Genomic DNA, 14,061 nt, shown 5'->3' on the forward strand with positions numbered 1-14,061 from the left:
CCCGCGTTCCGTTCGGTAAATGATTCCGCGTCACCCCCTTTTCGTCGATGCCGACCTCTCGTGCCAGAGGCCTGTCGTGCCGCGCCTGCGCCGGATCGGGTCGGGACGGTGAACGCCATCGGGGGGAGGGGGATGATCGGGCGCGCATGCGGGCGCGGGCGCGCGTGGGCGTTCGCCCCGCCGTTGCTGCTGGTCCTGCTGCTGGCGCTGGGCGTGGCCTGGCGCGCCGTCGCCGCCGACGCCAGCGGCCCGCCGCCGCTGCGCGACTACGCGGTGGATGCCTGGACCTCGCGTAACGGCCTGCCGCACAACTCGCTGCGCGACCTGGCGCAGACCGCCGATGGGCGCCTGTGGTTCGCGACCTGGGAAGGGCTGGTGCGCTACAACGGCCTGGAGTTCGCGGTGATCGACCGCAGCACCCGCCCGGCCCTGCCCGACAACGGCGTCGGCTCGCTGTACGTCGGCCGCGACGGCGCGCTGTGGCTCAGCGACTCGCGCGGCAATCTCGGCCGCTACGATCGCGCCGGTGCGTGGCGCTTCTGGGTGCAGCCGCCGGGCTGGCCGCGGGCCTTGATCCACGCCATGACCCAGGACCGGCACGGGCGGCTGTGGCTGCTGTTCGAGGGCAACGGCCTGGGCTGCCTGTGGCCGGACGGCCGCTTCGATTACCAGCCGGCGCCGCCGGACCTGCCGCTGGCGGCGAGCTTTCCGCATCTGGCCGTCGACGACCAGGATCGGGTCTGGATCGGCAGCCTCGATGGGCTGTTGTACCGCGACGCGCAAGGCACGCTGCGGCGCGCGCCGGCGGCGTTCGGGCTGCCGCCGGGCCTGGCCTGGCCGTACCGCGACGCCGACGGCACGCTGTGGCTGGTGGCCGGCGAGAACGTGTACCGGCTTGAGGGCGAGCGCGCGGTGCTGGTGCATCGCCTGCCGGGCTACGGCCATTTCACCGCGATGCTGCGCGACCGCAACGGCGACCTGTGGCTGGGCACCGAGAACCAGGGCCTGCTGCGCATCGGCCCTTACGGGGTCGAGCACATGGCGCCGGGCGACGTGCTGCCCAACGGCCGTGTGGTGAGCCTGCTGGAGGATGCCGAGGGCAGCCTCTGGATCGGCGCCAACGGCGGCCTGTTCCGGCTGCGCGAAACCCTGTTCACCAGCTACACCCGCCGCGATGGGCTCAGTGGCGACTACGTGCGTGCCGTGCTGGAAGCGCCGGACGGTGCGCTGTGGATCGGCAGCGCCGCCGGCCTCGATCGCATGGCGGCCGACGGCCGCGTCGCGCCGAGCGGATTGCGCAACGCCAACGGCAGCGCGCCGTCGGTGCTGAGCCTGGCGCGCGGCGCGGACGGCGACCTGTGGGTCGGCACCTATGCCGACGGCGTCTACCGGATGCGCGACGGCCGCGTGCGCCGCCACTACGGCCAGCAAGACGGGCTGCCCAGCGGCCACGTGCGCGCGATCAGCGTGGACGACGCCGGCACGGTGTGGATCGGCACCCAGCGCGGGCTGGTACGCATCGACGGCGAGCAGGCGCGCGCCGCCGACGTGCCGGGCCTGCCGCAGGGCCTGATCACCGCGCTGGCCAGCATCGAGGGCGCGCTGTGGATCGGCTCGGTCGACGGCGCCGCGGTGCTGCGCGAGGGCCGCGTGCGGCGCTTGCCGTTGGAGCCGCTGGGCGGCGCGCGCAGCGTGTTCGGTTTCCAGGCGCTGGGCCGCGACGTGTGGATCTCCACCGATCGCGGCCTGCACCGCGTGCGCGACGGCCAGTTGGCGCGGGTCGGGCTGGAGCAGGGCATGCCCGTGGATACCGTGTTCCAGCTGGTTCGCGACCGCCTCGGCAACGTCTGGATCAGCAGCAACCGCGGCGTGCTGCGCACCAGCGCCGAGGCGCTCGACGCGGTGGCCGATGGGCGCGCGGGCCGGGTGCAGGTGGCCCGCTACAACGAGATCGACGGCATGGCCAATGCCCAGGGCAACGGCAGTTCCGGGCCGGCGATGATCCTGCGCGCCGACGGCAGCGTGTGGCTGGTCACCGCCGGCGGCGTCAGCAGCGTCGATCCGCAACGTCTGCAACGCTTCCGCACGCGTCTGCCGCCGCCGGCGGCGATCGAGAACGTGCTGCTGGATGGCCGCCCGTTCGCATGGCGGCGGCAGTCGCGGTTGCCCGGCGCCACGCGCATCGCGGTGTCCTATGTGGGGCTCAGCTATCTGCTGCCTGAGCGTATCCGCTACCGCACCCGACTCGATGGCCTGGACAAGGAGTGGGTGGAGCGCGGCCAGCAGCGCAGCGTCGAGTTCGTCGGCCTGCCGCCGGGCGACTACACCCTGCGAGTGGCCGCGGCGCACCCGGACGGCGCCTGGGGGACGCGCGAGGCGGTCTGGCGGTTCAGCGTCGCCCCGCTGTGGTGGCAGCGGCACAGCGTGCAGGCGGCCGCCGCGCTGGCGCTGCTGTGCGCGCTGGTGGGGCTGTACCGCTACCTGATCGCGCGCTACCAGCGGCGCAATCTGCGCCTGGAGCGGCTGGTCGAGCAGCGTACCGGCGCGCTGCAACTGCAGACCGAGCGGCTGTTGCGCGCCGACGCCGACAAGAGCCAGTTGCTGGCGGACCTGCAGCACCAGGCCGACGCGTTCGAGCGCCAGGCGCACGAGGACGCGTTGACCGCGCTGCCGAACCGGCGCCATTTCGACGAGGTGCTGCAGCGCGAAGTGCAGCGCGCGCAGCGCACCGGCAACCCGCTGTGCCTGTTGGTCATCGACATCGACCGCTTCAAGCAGATCAACGATGGCTACTCGCACGCCACCGGCGACGCGGTGCTGCGCGAAGTCGGGCGCCTGCTGGCCGAGGCCTGCCGCGGCTCCGACCTGCCGGCGCGGCTGGGCGGCGAGGAATTCGCGGTGCTGCTCGGCGACACGCCGCTGGCCGACGCCGAGCGCATGGCCGCGCGCCTGCGCGACCTGTTCCATATGCGCGCGCAATGGGCCGACGCGCCGGCGCTGCGGGTCACCTTCAGCGGCGGGCTGGTCGCGCTGCGTGCGGACGAGACCCCGAGCCAATGGCTGGAGCGCGCCGACGAAGCCTTGTATCGGGCCAAGGGGCTGGGTCGCGATCGGGTGTGCGTGGGTTGAGGACCGTGTGCGGCGCGTGCATCGGCGGCGCTTGCGATCTAGTTGTGCGCCTCCTGCGCGGAGGCGATCGCGTGGCGGGGCGGCGGTGTCAGCGCGGGCCGTGGCCGTCCAGCAGTTCCAGGCACAGCTGCGCGGCCTCGCGAATGTCCCGATGCGCCGATCCGGCCGACAGCGCGAGGCCGTTGCGCAAGCTGGGATCCGCGAACGCCGCGGCGACCTGCGTGACCCAGTATCGGCTGCCTTCCGGCAGCGATGGATCTTCCAGGACCTCCCGGATCGCGGCGACGACGTCCGCGCGGTCGCAGGCATGGAACACGTCCTCGACCAGGGGATAGACGCCCCATCCGTCGCCATCGCCATAGGAGCGTAGGAACAACGGCAGCGCTTCGCGATCGGGGGCGGCGACGAACAGGCGTCTCGCCGCGTCGTAGGCGTCGATCAGGCCCTGGCTGAGCTGGGCGTCCGCGGGCAACGGCTGATGGGCGCGCAGGAACGCGAGGGCGTCGGTTTTGTTCATGGCGGTGGTGATCGGTCTCGGCCGGCGTGCGCGTGATCGCAGCGCGATGGAGGTTGGCAGGACCCGCACCGGGCGCCGCGATCCATGTCGCTCGCGGCCGGATCGAGTCCCTCGCGCGCATTTCCGCGCCAGACCGTTGTGCTCACCCTTGTCGGCGGTCGGCGATGGCGCTGAGGCGCAATAGCGACGTTGCAGCGCGCGCCGTGCGGAAGATCCATTGGAAACCGGCAAGCCGACGCGGCATCTGAGGGCGCGGACGGCGCGTCCGCGCCTTCCGCGCACCGCGCGTTTCGTGGATCAGGCGTCGTCGGCCGACAGCGACCCCAGGCTGAAGCCGGAGACGGCGTTGATCTTGCCACGCCACAGCACGCCGCGGTTGTTCGGCAGCGGCTGGCCGCCGGGCGAGAAGTGGCGCGAATCGATCAGGTGGATGAACTGCGGCGGAGAGCTGCTTTGCTCGTCGCTGCCCGCGTCGTAGATCGACGCATGGCTGGCAAAGGCCTGGCGGATGCTTTCCTTGCCGTCCGCGTCGCCGGGATAGGCGGCGGAGAACTCCTGCGCGAAGGCCTCGAAGTAGGTCTTGCCGCTGACCAGCACGCCCGACACGATCGCGCCTTCGACGAACAGGGTGACGCCGAATTGCACGTTGGTGGTGTTGACCACCGTGACCAGCTTCTGCAGGTACCAGTCGACGCTCTGGCCGTCGAACGACAGCTTGATCTGTTCCGGATTGGTGTGGATGTCGCCTTGCGCGGTCATGCGGTTCTCCTCGTGGAGCGGTTGTAGATGGGCCCGGCGCTGGCGGCAGCCGCGCCGCGAGGGCCTGGCTTGCGCGAGGCGCTCGACGGCGGCGATCGCGTTGCCGCGAACCGCGCTCCGGCGTGCGCACGAGTGTGCCACAGCCGCGCGTGAGCGGCGTGCGCCAGCATGCGCCTGGGCCGGAATGACTCCGCGGAGCGGTGCGGCCTTGCCGCTGTCGTCGAAATGCGGGATCCGTCGCCGTTGCCTGGTGGCCGGCGCAACCGCGATCCGTGCGCGACGCGGCGCCGGCGGTTCGGTCGGGCTCCGCGGCGCGCGCGCCGCGCTCAGCCGAGTTGCGGTGCCGGCCAGGCGTTGGCGATCTTGCAGAACAACCGCGCGGTCTGCTCGGTATCGTAGACCGCGCTGTGCGCGTCGGCGGCGTTCCAGTCGAAGCCGGCCGCCTGCACCGCGCGCGCCAGCACGGTCTGGCCGTAGGCGACGCCGGCCAGGGTCACGGTGTCGAACACGCTGAACGGATGGAACGGATTGCGCTTGTGCCCGCAGCGCGCGACGCTGGCGTTGAGGAAGTTCAGATCGAAGTGCGCGTTGTGCCCGACCAGGATCGCGCGCTGGCAGCCGTACTTCTTCACCGCCGCGCGTACCGGCGCGAATATGTGGTCCAGCGCCTCGCGCTCGGGCTTGGCGAAGCGGAACGGATGGTCGAGGATGATGCCGGTGACTTCCAGCGATTTGGGGTCGATGGCGGTGCCCGGCGCGGGCACGACATGCGCGCTGGCGGTCGCGCCGGGGTAGAGCTGGCCGAAATCGTCCATCTCGATCGGCACCGCGGCGATCTCCAGCAGCGCGTGCCGGTTCCAGTCGAAGCCGCCGGTCTCCACGTCCACGACCACCGGCAGATAGCCGCGGAAACGCCGCGACATGGGCGTGATGGCGAGGGGCTGGGAAGGGGCGTCGACGTGCTGGTTCATGTGCGCAGGGTAGCAGAGCGCGGCCGACTGCCGCCCGCGCAGGCCCCGTTCGCGTGCGACGACCGCGCCGGAAACGGCGCCAGCAGGCAACAACGCGGGCCGTCGCAATTCACGTCGCGGCCAAGGCAAAGCCGCGCGCCGGCGTCGTGCCTGCCTCAGCCGGGCACGCGGGTGCCGAGCACGCTGCCTTGTTCGCGCAGGCGCTCAAGCAGGGCGGCGCCTTCGTCCAGCAGGGCCGCAGGGTCCTGCGCGTGGTCGGCCGCCAACTGCAGCAAGGTCGCGCGCCCGCTGCCCGCGCCGTCGTGCAGGCGCTGCAGCAGTGCGTGGACCAGGGGCGCCAGCTCGGCGAAGCGGACCTGGCCGTCGCGATCGCGCCGCGCCAGCAGGCAGGTCGGCTGCGCTGGTGTCGCGTCCGGCTGCCAGGACGGGCCGATGCGGTGCACCGGCCAGTCGTAGCGCAGCAGGCGCAGCCAGGGCGAGAGTTGCGCAATGCCGTCGAGCAGGTCGCCGTGCGGATCGTGCGGCGGCAGCGGCGCATCGTCGATCTGCACTTCCAGTTCGACGCATTCGTAGTGCGCCAGCTCCGCGAGCCACGGCCGCCGCGGGTCGGGCGCGCGCTGCTGCAGGAAGCGCACGAGTTCGCCGCCCACGCGCGGGAACAGCGGCGTCTGCGCCCGGTGTTCGGCGCAGAACGCGCGCAGCAGCGCCTGCCATGCGTCTTCGCCGAGCGTGGCGTGCAGCACCGGAAACTGCGGCGTCAACAACTGTGCGATGTTGTCGAAGAACAGCGTGCGGTACACCTCCAGGCGCCGCGCGTCGATGCCCGGCGGCGGCGCGTGCCGCTGCGGATCGCGCAGGTGCCGGGCCAGCGCCCACTGTTGCGCCTGCAGCGTGTCAGCCATGCGCGGCCTGTGCCTGTGCCTGTGCGGCGCGGATGCGCTGTACCTCGTCCAGCAGCTCCGGCAGCGGCGGGAACTGGCCGTCGCGTTCCAGCAGGGTCGGGCGGACGCCATGCAGGCGGTAGGCGGTGTCGAGCAACTGCCAGACGTCGGCGGCGACCGCGGCAGCGTGGGTATCGATCTTCAACGCGCTGGCGACATCGTCGCGGTGGCCGGCGATGTGATACGAGGCGATGCGCGCGCTCGGCATCGCGGCCAGGAAGGCGAGGGCATCCTCGCCATGGTTGGCGGCATTGACGTGGACGTTGTTGACGTCGAGCAGCAGGTCGCAATCGGCCTCGGCCAGTACCGCCGCCACGAAGTCGGCTTCGCTCAAAGCGCGTACGGGCGCGGCGTAGTAGGACACGTTCTCCATCGCGATGCGCCGGCCCAGCGCGTCCTGCGCCTGCGCGATGCGCGCGCCGACGTGGCGCACCGCCTCGTCGGTGAACGGCAGCGGCAAGAGTTCGTACAAATGGCCGTCGTCGGCGCTGTAGCTCAGGTGTTCGCTGTACAGCGCGACCTGGTGCCGGTCCAGGAATTGGCGGGTCTGCCGCAACAGCGCGGTATCCAGCGGCGCGGTGCCGCCGAGCGACAGCGACAAGCCGTGGCAGCTCAGCGGAAAGCGCGCGGACAGTGCGTCCAGCATCGCGCCGGGACGGCCGCCGACGCCGATCCAGTTGTCCGGCGCGCATTCGAGGAAATCCAGCGCCGCCGGCGGCGCCTGCAGCAGGTCCGGCAGCAGGGCGCGGCGCAGGCCCAGTCCGGCGCTGGCGGCGGCCAGCGCGCGCGGGGGTGGGTCAGTTGCCGCCACCGCACTTGCCTTCGCCGCACTTGCCTTCGGTCATGGCCTTGTCGTCGTGCGTGGCCGCCGGGGCGGCGGCGGGCGTGGCCGGCTGCTGGGCGGGCGTGGCCGCTTGCGCGTGCGCGCCGCAGCTGCCCTCGGCGGCCTTGGCCTCGCGCTGGGTTCTATCGGCCTTGGGCGCGGCTTGTGCCGGCGCGGCGGTGGTGGTCGCGGCTGCGCCGGGCGGGGATGCGGCCTGCGCGCCGAGCGCATAGCCCTGGGCCAGGTCGGTCATGGCCAGCGCGGACGCGGACAGTCCCAGGCCGCCAAGCAGGACGGCGCCGACGAGGATGGGGGACGGACGCGACGGAATCGACATGCGGACTCTCCAGGCAGCGGGCGCGGTGCCGGCGTGGCGACGCCGGCGGTGGTGCGCAAGCCTATCCGTTGCCGCCGCCGCGCGCATGTGGCGGTGCGGCGCGCAGACAACGCGATGCCGGCCAGGGGACGTGGCGCGCACCGCATGCGGCCGCTTGCCACGCCACCCCACCGGGATCACATGCCGGGCGTGCTGGTCTCGTCGCGCTTGTCGCGCGGCGGCAGCGGCTGGTCGCCGTGCACCAGGAACCACACGTTCTCGGCGATGTTGGTGGCGTGGTCGCCGATCCGCTCCAGGTTCTTGGCCATGAACAGCAGGTGCGTGCACGGGGTGATGTTGCGCGGATCTTCCATCATGTAGGTGAGCAGTTCGCGAAACAGCGCGGTGTACTGCGCGTCCAGCGCCGCATCGCCCTGGCGGACCCGCAGCGCGGCGTCGGCATCGCCGCCCTGGTAGGCGGCCAGCGCCTCGCGCACCTGTTGCGCGGCCAGCGTGCCGAGCTGGCGCAGGCCCAGCGTCTGCGGCATCGGCGGCGAGGTGTTCAGCGCGATCGAGCGCTTGGCCACGTTCGCCGCGTAGTCGCCGATGCGCTCGATGTCGGCCGGAATGCGCAGCCCGGCGAGGATCTCGCGCAGGTCGCGCGCCATCGGCCCGCGCAGCGCCAGGCGCATCACGTCGTGGCTGATCGCCTGTTCGAGCGCGTCGATCGCTTCGTCGTTGACCACGATGCGCAGCGCGGCGTTGTCGTCGCGACGCTCGACCACGTCCAGCGCCGCTTCCAGCTGCGCCACCGCGGTCTCGCCCATGCGCACGATCTCGGCAACGAGGCGGTGCTGTTCTTCGTCGTAGCTCTTCACGATGTGCTCGTTCGGCTGGGTATTCATGTCGTAGGTCCGTTGAATGCGTGAGTGTCGCCGCGGCCATGCCTGGCCGCGCGGGGCTGGCCCCGGCGCGTGCGCCGCGGCCGTCCCTGGCCGGGCGCCGGCGTCCGCCGGTGCCGATCGGGCAGTGCCCGAGCGGCCGCCTAGCCGAAGCGGCCGGTGATGTAGTCTTCGGTCTGCTGCTTGCTGGGCTGCGAGAAGATGATCTCGGTGCGGTCGTGCTCGATCAGGTCGCCCAGGTACATGAAGGCGGTGTAGTCGGACACGCGCGCGGCCTGCTGCATGTTGTGGGTGACGATGACGATGGTGTAGTCGGTCTTCAGCTCTTCCACCAGTTGCTCGATGCGGCTGGTGGAGATCGGGTCCAGCGCCGAGGTCGGCTCGTCGAGCAGCAGCACGTCCGGGCGCAGCGCCACCGCGCGGGCGATGCACAGGCGCTGCTGCTGGCCGCCGGACAGGCCCAGCGCGCTCTGCCCGAGCTTGTCCTTGACCTCGTCCCACAACGCGCCCTGGCGCAGCGCGTGCTCGACGCGGTCGGCCATGTCGGCCTTGGACAGCTTCTCGTGGTGGCGAATGCCGTAGGCGACGTTCTCGAAGATGGTCATCGGGAACGGCACCGGCTTCTGGAACACCATGCCGACCTTGCTGCGCAGGCGGTTCATCGGGTACTTGGGCGAGAGGATGTTCTCGCCGTCCAGAATCACCTCGCCACGCGCTTCCAGCTTCGGGTACAGCGCGTAGATGCGATTGAAGATGCGCAGCAGGGTGGACTTGCCGCAGCCGGACGGGCCGATCAGCGCGGTGACGCGCTTTTCCGGCACCTCCAGGTTGATGCCCTTCAGGGCGTGGTACTTGTCGTAGTAGAAGTCCAGGCCGCGCGCGGCGACCTTGACCGGCGACGGCGCCAGCGCGGTGTGCCCGGTGGGCATGGCGATGCGGTGCATCGGGGCGGCGTTGTGGTGATCGTTCATGGCCGGTTCCATAGGGGACTCAATCGTTGGATGTCTTGTAGCGGCGCAGGATGGCGCGCGCGCCGAGGCTGACCAGCAGCACGAACACGGTCAGCACCAGGGCGCCCGACCAGGCCAATTGCTGCCAGGTGGGGTAGGGGCTGCCGGCGAAGGAGTTCATCACCACCGGGACGCTGGCCATCGGCTGCATGATGTTGTTGTTCCAGTACTGGTTGCCGAACGCGGTGAACAGCAACGGCGCGGTCTCGCCGCTGATCCGCGCCAGCGCCAGCAGCACGCCGGTGACGATGCCGGCCGAGGCGCTGCGGTACAGCACCTGGATCGTCACCTTCCACTGCGGAATGCCCAGCGACAGCGCCGCCTCGCGCATCTGCGCCGGCACCAGGCGCAGCATCTCGTCGGTGGTGCGCACCACCACCGGCAGCACGATGAAGGCCAGCGACAGCGCGCCGGCCATGGCCGAGAAGCGTCCGCCGGTCTGCATCACGTACAGGGTGTAGACGAACAGGCCGAGCACGATCGACGGCGCCGACAGCAGGATGTCGTTGACGAAGCGCACCACCTGGCCGGTCTTGCGCGCGTTGCCGAACTCGGCCAGCCAGGTGCCGGCGGCCACGCCCAGCGGGGTGCCGATCAGCAGCGCCAGGCCGCACATCACCGCGCTGCCGAAGAACGCGTTGGCCAGGCCGCCTTCCTCGCCGGGCGGCGGGGTCATGCGGGTGAACAGGTCCACGTCGATGCCGGAGATGCCCTTGGCCACCAGGGTCCACAGGATCCAGCCCAGGAACACCAGTCCGAACAGCGCGGTGAGACAGGACAGCAGTAGCGCGAACACGTTGACCACGCGGCGGCGGTTGTACAGGCGATCGGCGATGTCGGCGGCCATCAGTTGCCCTCCCTGCGCGCCAGTTGCGCCAGCATCAGGCGGGCGATCGCCAGCACGATGAAGGTGACGATGAACAGGACGAAGCCGAGCAGCAGCAGCGCCGAGCGGTAGGTCTCGGTGGCTTCGCCGAAGTCGTTGGCGATCAGGGCGGCGATGGTGGTGCCCGGCTCCAGCAGCGACGGCGACAGCCGCACCGTGTTGCCGACCACGAAGGCCACCGCCATGGTCTCGCCGAGCGCACGGCCCAGACCCAGGAAGATGCCGCCGATCACCGCCGAGCGGGTGTAGGGCAGCACGATGTCCCAGCTCACTTCCCAGCGCGTGGAGCCCAGCGCGTAGGCCGACTCCTTGAGCCTGGTCGGCACGGTTAGGAACACCTCGCGCATCACCGAGGAGATGAACGGGATCACCATGATCGCCAGCACGAAGCCGGCGGTGAGCAGGCCGATGCCCAGCGGCGGGCCCTGGAACATCGGGCCGATCAGCGGCAGCGTGCCGAGATGGTCGTTGAGCCACGGCGTGCCGTATTCGGTCATCACCGGCACCAGCACGAACAGGCCCCACATGCCGTAGATGATCGAGGGAATGCCGGCCAGCAGCTCGATCGCGGTCCCGACCGGGCCGCGCAGCCAGCGCGGCGACACCTCGGTGAGGAAGAAGGCGATGCCGTAACTCACCGGCACCGCGATCAGCATCGCGATCAGCGCGGTGACCAGGGTGCCGTAGATCGGCGCCAGCGCGCCGTACTTGTTCTCGACCGGATTCCATTCGCTGGAGTAGAAGAAGCTCAGGCCCTGCATCTGCAGGGCGTGGCGGCCGCCCCACAGCATCGACAGCGCCGCGCTGGCCAGGGCGACGAGGACGAACACGACGGTGGCGGTGAGCAGCCAGCGGAACAGACGGTCGGCACGGGCGTCGCGCAGATCGCGTCCGCGGGGCGCGGTGATCGCTTCGGGAATGACGGTGGCGTTCATGGGCTCGGTGTGTGCCGGAGCGCGCGGCGGCGCGATCCGATCGTGGCCGCGGCGGGGGTGGCCGCGCGCGGTGGGTGGGGCTGCGTCGCTCCCGCGCAGGCGGGAACCCGAAAGTCCGGATTACGTGAGTCCGATGCGGCACCGGCGCTGCGTGGCGCGCGCCGGTGCCGATGCGCGCGCGACGCCTCCCGCGTGCGCGCGCGTGCTTCCGCCGGGGGAGGGCGGAAGCGGTGTCGCGCTTACTTGAATTCCTTGGCCCAGTACGCCTCGATCTGCTGCACCAGTTCCGGCGGCAGCGGCACGTAGTGCAGGTCGTTGGCCTGCGCCTGGCCCTTCTCGAACGCCCACTTGAAGAACTCCAGGGTCGCCTTGCTGCGCGCCGGGTCCTTGGCCTGCTTGTGCATCAGCATGAAGTTGGTCGCGGTGATCGGCCACGCCTGCGCGCCGGCGGCGTTGGTGATGACCAGGTTGAAGTCCTTGGCGTTGGCCCAGTCGGCCGACGCGGCGGCCGCGGCGAAGCTCTCGGCGTTGGGCTGCACCCAGTTGCCGGCGGCGTTCTGCATCGAGGCGTAGGGCATTTTGTTCTGCAGCGCGTAGGCCAGCTCGACGTAGCCGATCGAGCCCTTGATCTGCTGCACGTACGAGGCCACGCCTTCGTTGCCCTTGCCGCCGACGCCGCCCGGCCACTGCACCGAGGTGCCTTCGCCGACCTTGTTCTTCCACTCCGGGCTGACCTTGGACAGGTAGTTGGTGAAGTTGAAGCTGGTGCCCGAGCCGTCGGAACGGTGCACCAGGTTGATCTTGGTGCTGGGGAGCGTGGTGCCGGGGTTGAGCGCGACGATCGCCGGATCGTTCCAGGTGGTGACCTTGCCGAGGAAGATGTCGGCCAGCACCGTGCCGGTCAGCTTCAGCTTGCCCGCATCCATGCCTTCCAGGTTGACCACCGGCACCACCCCCCCAATCGCCGAGGGGAACTGGCCGAGGCCGGCGGCGGCCAGCTCGGCGCTGTCCAGCGGCTTGTCGGAGGAGCCGAAATCGACCGTGCCGGCCTTGATCTGGGCGATGCCGCCGCCGGAGCCGATCGACTGGTAGTTGATCTTGTTGCCGGTGGCCGTGTGGTAGTCGGCCGACCACTTGGAGATCAGCGGGTAGATGAAGGACGCGCCGGCGCCGGAGATCTCCGCGGCGGTCTTGGCGCCGTCGGCCGGGGCGGCCGCGGGTGCGCCGTTGGCTGCGTCGGCGCCTCCCTGCGGCTTGTCGCCATTGCCCGGCTGGCAGGCGGTGACGGCGAAGGCGAGGGCCAGGGACAGGACGGCAAAGCGCGCCGGCTGCAGTTTCATGGGGTCACTCCGTAGCGAAGAGGGCCGGATGGTCCGGCGGATGCAGGCTATGAAATGATGTTTTTGTTACAGCCTCATGACGGGGCTGCCCGTGCGTGAATTTGATCAAGAAAAACAAGCGCTTCGCTTAGAAAGCAGAGGCGAGTGCGGGAGCGAGGGGATGCATGCGTCGATGGGCGAAATCGCCGCGCTCGTGCTCGCCCCCCGTGGCTACGCGGCGACGCCACGCTGGACTGCGGCGCGTCCTCGCCAGGCACGCCACGCGTCCTGCATCGACCCTTGGTCCGCCCGAAACACGCAGGGTTCCTCCGGATGGAGGAGGGCAATGGTGCCCGGGCCGAGCCCGTGGAGAAGGACAAAAAACGCGGGCCCCGTGAGGGGCCCGCGTCCGGGTAGCGATCGGGGAGAGGGCCGATCAGTACTTCAGGTTGGCGCTCCAGTAGGCGTCGATCTGCTTGACCAGCGCGTCCGGCAGCGGCACGTAGTCCAGCTGCTTGGCCTGCGCGTCGCCATTGGCGTACACCCACTTGAAGAAGTCCTTGGTGGCCTTGGCGCTGACCGGGTTCTTCGGCTGCTTGTGGACCAGGATGAAGTTGGTCGCGGTGATCGGCCAGGAGGCCTCGCCCGGGGCGTTGGTCATCACCAGGTAGAAATCCTTGGCGCTGGCCCAGTCGGCGCTGGCGGCCGCGGCGGCGAAGCTCTCGTCGCTGGGCTGCACGAACTTGCCGGCCGCGTTCTTCATCGCGGTGTAGGACATCTTGTTCTGCAGCGCGTAGGACAGTTCGACGTAGCCGATGCCGCCCTTGATCTGCTTGACGTAGGCGGCCACGCCTTCGTTGCCCTTGCCGCCGATGCCGACCGGCCACTGCACCGCGGTGCCTTCGCCGACCTTGCTCTTCCACTCCGGATTGACCTTGGACAGGTAGTTGGTGAAGTTGAAGCTGGTGCCCGAACCGTCGGAACGGTGCACCACGGTGATCTTGCCGTCGGGCAGCTTCACGCCCGGGTTGAGGGCGACGATCGCCGGATCGTTCCAGGTCTTGACCTTGCCCAGGAAGATGTCGGCCAGGGTCTTGCCGTCCAGCTTCAGCGCGCCCGGGGCGACGCCCTGCACATTGACCACCGGCACCACGCCGCCGATCACCGACGGGAACTGGGCCAGGCCGGAGGCGGCCAGATCGTCGGGCTTGAGCGGGGCGTCGGACGAACCGAAGTCGACCGTGGCCGCCTTGATCTGGGCGATGCCGCCGCCCGAGCCGATCGACTGGTAGTTCACCTTCTTGCCGGTGGCGGCGTTGTAGTCGGCCGACCACTTGGACATGACCGGGTAGATGAAGGACGCGCCGGCGCCGGTGACATCGGCGGCGTTGGCGGCGAACACGAACGACGCGGCGACGGCGGCGGCCGCGACGCGGGATTTGAGCGAGAGGATCACGGAGAGAGCTCCTGGAGGGTGGTAGGCGGGGCGCCGCAGACGGTCATTACATAACCGTTCCATGACGGTGCCGGGGCTGCTACATGACGGAAACATG

13 protein-coding genes are annotated in these 14,061 nt (G+C 70.5%); 1 reads left to right on the forward strand and 12 read right to left on the reverse strand.

Annotated elements, in window-relative coordinates; all coding sequences use genetic code 11:
• Positions 1 to 132 precede the first annotated feature (132 nt).
• A complete protein-coding gene (locus tag AB3X07_RS08805; RefSeq protein WP_369944087.1) occupies positions 133 to 3,129 on the forward strand; it encodes a diguanylate cyclase in 2,997 nt (998 codons plus the stop codon).
• Between the two features lie 88 nt (positions 3,130 to 3,217).
• Here AB3X07_RS08805 and AB3X07_RS08810 read toward each other — a convergent pair whose 3' ends face one another.
• From AB3X07_RS08810 to pstS (AB3X07_RS08865), 12 genes are all read right to left on the reverse strand, one after another.
• Positions 3,218 to 3,715 (reverse strand): hypothetical protein, encoded by a 498-nt coding sequence (locus AB3X07_RS08810; protein WP_369944088.1) that lies wholly within the window; start codon positions 3,713 to 3,715, stop codon positions 3,218 to 3,220.
• A 228-nt stretch (positions 3,716 to 3,943) separates the two neighbouring features.
• On the reverse strand, positions 3,944 to 4,405 hold the full coding sequence (gene gvpU, locus AB3X07_RS08815) for a gas vesicle accessory protein GvpU (RefSeq protein WP_369944089.1): 462 nt from the start codon (positions 4,403 to 4,405) through the stop codon (positions 3,944 to 3,946).
• A gap of 326 nt (positions 4,406 to 4,731) precedes the next feature.
• On the reverse strand, positions 4,732 to 5,376 hold the full coding sequence (gene rnt, locus AB3X07_RS08820; RefSeq protein ID WP_369944090.1) for a ribonuclease T: 645 nt from the start codon (positions 5,374 to 5,376) through the stop codon (positions 4,732 to 4,734).
• Positions 5,377 to 5,531: 155 nt separating this feature from the next.
• On the reverse strand, positions 5,532 to 6,278 hold the full coding sequence (locus AB3X07_RS08825) for a DNA-binding domain-containing protein (protein ID WP_369944091.1): 747 nt from the start codon (positions 6,276 to 6,278) through the stop codon (positions 5,532 to 5,534).
• Complete coding sequence (locus tag AB3X07_RS08830; protein ID WP_369944092.1) at positions 6,271 to 7,128, reverse strand: DUF692 domain-containing protein; 858 nt, start codon at positions 7,126 to 7,128, stop codon at positions 6,271 to 6,273. Before AB3X07_RS08830 ends, AB3X07_RS08825 begins: the two co-directional genes overlap by 8 nt.
• Positions 7,115 to 7,477 (reverse strand): hypothetical protein, encoded by a 363-nt coding sequence (locus tag AB3X07_RS08835; RefSeq protein ID WP_369944094.1) that lies wholly within the window; start codon positions 7,475 to 7,477, stop codon positions 7,115 to 7,117. The genes AB3X07_RS08830 and AB3X07_RS08835 overlap by 14 nt, the downstream gene beginning before the upstream one ends.
• A gap of 176 nt (positions 7,478 to 7,653) precedes the next feature.
• On the reverse strand, positions 7,654 to 8,361 hold the full coding sequence (gene phoU, locus AB3X07_RS08840; RefSeq protein ID WP_369944095.1) for a phosphate signaling complex protein PhoU: 708 nt from the start codon (positions 8,359 to 8,361) through the stop codon (positions 7,654 to 7,656).
• A gap of 140 nt (positions 8,362 to 8,501) precedes the next feature.
• On the reverse strand, positions 8,502 to 9,329 hold the full coding sequence (pstB, locus tag AB3X07_RS08845) for a phosphate ABC transporter ATP-binding protein PstB (protein WP_369944096.1): 828 nt from the start codon (positions 9,327 to 9,329) through the stop codon (positions 8,502 to 8,504).
• 19 nt (positions 9,330 to 9,348) lie between these two features.
• A complete protein-coding gene (gene pstA, locus AB3X07_RS08850; RefSeq protein ID WP_369944098.1) occupies positions 9,349 to 10,215 on the reverse strand; it encodes a phosphate ABC transporter permease PstA in 867 nt (288 codons plus the stop codon).
• On the reverse strand, positions 10,215 to 11,189 hold the full coding sequence (gene pstC, locus AB3X07_RS08855; RefSeq protein ID WP_369944100.1) for a phosphate ABC transporter permease subunit PstC: 975 nt from the start codon (positions 11,187 to 11,189) through the stop codon (positions 10,215 to 10,217). Before pstC ends, pstA begins: the two co-directional genes overlap by 1 nt.
• A gap of 239 nt (positions 11,190 to 11,428) precedes the next feature.
• Positions 11,429 to 12,529 carry a phosphate ABC transporter substrate-binding protein PstS gene (gene pstS, locus AB3X07_RS08860; RefSeq protein ID WP_369944102.1) on the reverse strand — a complete coding sequence of 367 codons (1,101 nt, stop codon included), beginning with the start codon at positions 12,527 to 12,529 and terminating at the stop codon, positions 11,429 to 11,431.
• A 415-nt stretch (positions 12,530 to 12,944) separates the two neighbouring features.
• Positions 12,945 to 13,964 (reverse strand): phosphate ABC transporter substrate-binding protein PstS, encoded by a 1,020-nt coding sequence (gene pstS / locus AB3X07_RS08865; RefSeq protein ID WP_369944103.1) that lies wholly within the window; start codon positions 13,962 to 13,964, stop codon positions 12,945 to 12,947.
• Positions 13,965 to 14,061 lie beyond the last annotated feature (97 nt).

This window comes from Xanthomonas sp. DAR 35659 (assembly GCF_041242975.1).
Lineage (GTDB): Bacteria > Pseudomonadota > Gammaproteobacteria > Xanthomonadales > Xanthomonadaceae > Xanthomonas_A > Xanthomonas_A medicagonis.

What these genes read in the sequence shown, in the direction of transcription:
- AB3X07_RS08805 (WP_369944087.1), top strand. Translation starts at nt 133, where the DNA reads ATGATCGGGCGCGCATGCGGGCGCGGGCGCGCGTGGGCGTTCGCCCCG.
- gvpU (WP_369944089.1), bottom strand. Translation starts at nt 4,405, where the DNA reads ATGACCGCGCAAGGCGACATCCACACCAATCCGGAACAGATCAAGCTG.
- rnt (WP_369944090.1), bottom strand. Translation starts at nt 5,376, where the DNA reads ATGAACCAGCACGTCGACGCCCCTTCCCAGCCCCTCGCCATCACGCCC.
- AB3X07_RS08825 (WP_369944091.1), bottom strand. Translation starts at nt 6,278, where the DNA reads ATGGCTGACACGCTGCAGGCGCAACAGTGGGCGCTGGCCCGGCACCTG.
- AB3X07_RS08835 (WP_369944094.1), bottom strand. Translation starts at nt 7,477, where the DNA reads ATGTCGATTCCGTCGCGTCCGTCCCCCATCCTCGTCGGCGCCGTCCTG.
- phoU (WP_369944095.1), bottom strand. Translation starts at nt 8,361, where the DNA reads ATGAATACCCAGCCGAACGAGCACATCGTGAAGAGCTACGACGAAGAA.
- pstB (WP_369944096.1), bottom strand. Translation starts at nt 9,329, where the DNA reads ATGAACGATCACCACAACGCCGCCCCGATGCACCGCATCGCCATGCCC.
- pstA (WP_369944098.1), bottom strand. Translation starts at nt 10,215, where the DNA reads ATGGCCGCCGACATCGCCGATCGCCTGTACAACCGCCGCCGCGTGGTC.
- pstC (WP_369944100.1), bottom strand. Translation starts at nt 11,189, where the DNA reads ATGAACGCCACCGTCATTCCCGAAGCGATCACCGCGCCCCGCGGACGC.
- pstS (WP_369944102.1), bottom strand. Translation starts at nt 12,529, where the DNA reads ATGAAACTGCAGCCGGCGCGCTTTGCCGTCCTGTCCCTGGCCCTCGCC.